At 57.4% G+C, this 2,447-nt stretch carries 1 protein-coding gene and 1 pseudogene; both read left to right on the top strand.

Going from position 1 to position 2,447, the window contains the following annotated elements; all coding sequences use genetic code 11:
- The first annotated feature begins 147 nt into the window (after positions 1-147).
- Positions 148-1,223: pseudogene (locus A2I95_RS31655) on the top strand (IS481 family transposase).
- A 495-nt stretch (positions 1,224-1,718) separates the two neighbouring features.
- On the top strand, positions 1,719-2,447 hold a 729-nt coding region (locus tag A2I95_RS31650; protein WP_291736199.1), incomplete at its 3' end, for a class I SAM-dependent methyltransferase.

Genomic DNA, 2,447 nt, shown 5'->3' with positions numbered 1-2,447 from the left:
CCGCTGATGAGGTGAATTACTCTCGATGTGATCTGACACCGCCCCCTTCTCAGCACGCTGAACTGGGGGCGGCGCATCTCTTGAAGGAGATGATGGCTGGCCGTTTTGATGGTGGTGCAAACCCAACCGCAAAACGAGGCAACCACAATGCTGAACTCTACCGATAAGATCATCAAACACAAAACCGGTCTGCTGAACCTGGCCAAGGAACTGGGCAATGTCAGCAAAGCCTGCCAGGTGATGGGCTGCAGCCGTGACACGTTCTATCGCTATAAATCAGCGGTCGAGGACGGGGGCGTCGAAGCCCTGTTTGAGCGCACCCGGCGCAAGCCCAACTTGGCCAATCGGGTTGACAAGGCGACCGAACAGGCGGTCATCAAATCCGCCACCGATTTCCCGGCCTGTGGCCAAGCCCGCAGCTCCAACGAGCTGCGCAAACTGGGCATCTTTGTCTCGCCATCCGGCGTCCGGTCGATCTGGCTGCGACATGATCTGACGAACTTCAAGGCTCGCCTGAAAGCTCTGGAAGCCAAGGTTGCCGAAGAAGGGGCATCCTGACCAAGGCTCAGGTGCAGGCCTTGGAAAAGAAGAAACCGGACGACGAAGCCTGCGGCGAGATCGAGACCGCTCACCCCGGCTATCTGGGGTCACAGGATACGTTCTATGTCGGCACGCTGAAGGGCGGCGGGCGGGTCTACCAGCAGACCTATGTCGACACCTATTGCAAGGTCGCCCATGCCAAGCTCTATACGACCAAAACCCCGATCACTGCCGCTGATCTGCTCAATGATCGCGCCCTGCCATTCCACGATGAACACGACCTGCCGGTGCTGCGGATCATGACGGACCGGGGCACGGAATACTGCGGCCGGGCCGACAAGCACGACTGCCAGCTCCTCCTGGCCATCAATGACATCGACCACACCAAGACCAAGGTGAAATCGCCCCAGAGTGAGACCGTAAAGCAATCGATCCAGTGGATCGATTGTAGGGCGAACGGCATCTGCGAGCGGTTCCACAAGACCATTTTGCAGGAGTTCTATCAGGTCGCGTTCCGCAAAAAGCTCTACGGCAGCATCGGTGCGCTGCAAACGGACCTCGGCGAATGGCTGCATCACTACAACCACCAACGCACTCATCAGGGCAAAATGTGTTGCGGCAAAACGCCGTTCCAGACCATGATTGAGGGCAAGCAGATCTGGAAGGAGAAGTTCGTGAACTGAACTGGACCTGACAGACGCCGCCGGAAAAACGGCCAACTGTCAGATCACATCCGAACCACTACACATAGGGACCACTTTGGGACCACTTTGCCCTCCATGCCGCCCTCCATACCCAAACATCAGCACTTTTCTGACGTTGAAACACTACCCGTACATCTGCTTGCGTCCGCGATTCGTGAGATTACGCACGAAACCTTGCTGCATCTCAAATGAAAGGCTTGCTTCATTGTCACTTAGCCGCGCCGAATATTGTGCTTCTGCAACAAATCTTCCGCTGCGCGAACGCAGCAAAAAAAACCAATTCACAGGTTGGCCTCAAACCTGACGTTGGCTCGGGTTGAAGTGCGCGGCTGAACTGCGGACCAACTGGTATCTCTTCACGCACGGTACTGCCTTCCTTCGCTGACCGTGCCAATTTCTCTGGCATTAACGCTATTCTCACAAATTTTAGAAAAATTGCCCTGCATGACATGTTCCTAACCAGCAGGATTCCCCGTGACCGATTGGACCTCCGGCTATGTTGCCGGCATCGACTACACCCATGATTTCCACAGCCAGCTGACGCCCGCCTTGCTGGGCTTCGGCGCGATGAGCCAGGGCCACCGGCACGGGCTGGAGGGCAACGGCATCACCTATTGCGAACTGGGTTGCGGCCAGGGGTTTTCGGCCAATCTTCTGGCGGCAGCAAACCCGCATATCGATTTCCATGCGATGGACTTCAGCCCGTCGCATATCGCCGGAGCCCGGGAGCTGGCGCAGGAAGCGACGCTGGAAAACATGCATTTCCACGAGCGCTCCTTTGGGGATTTCGGCACCGCGCCAGGTCTGCCTGAAACCTTTGACATTATCGCCCTGCATGGTGTTTTCAGCTGGGTGTCCGAGGAAAACCGACAGTATATCACCCGGTTCATTTCGCAGCGGCTGCGGCCGGGCGGCCTGGTCTATGTCAGCTATAACACCCAGCCCGGCTGGGCTGCTGCCATGCCCCTGCGCCGTCTTCTTGCCAGCCGGGCAGAACAGGGCAGCGGGCCGTTGACAGACCGGATTGGCGACGCTATGGCGTTTGCGCACCAGCTGGGCGCAACGGGTGCGGCGTATTTCGGTAAGAACCCGGCGGCGGCCAAGCGTCTGGATCATATGAAATCAATGCCGGCCAACTATCTGGCGCATGAGTATTTCAACAAGGACTGGACTCCGTTCTATTTCGAGGACCTGGCGGGTGAA

The sequence above is a fragment of the Leisingera sp. F5 genome (assembly GCF_001593695.1).
This window is presented reverse-complemented; position numbering and strand designations above follow the sequence as displayed.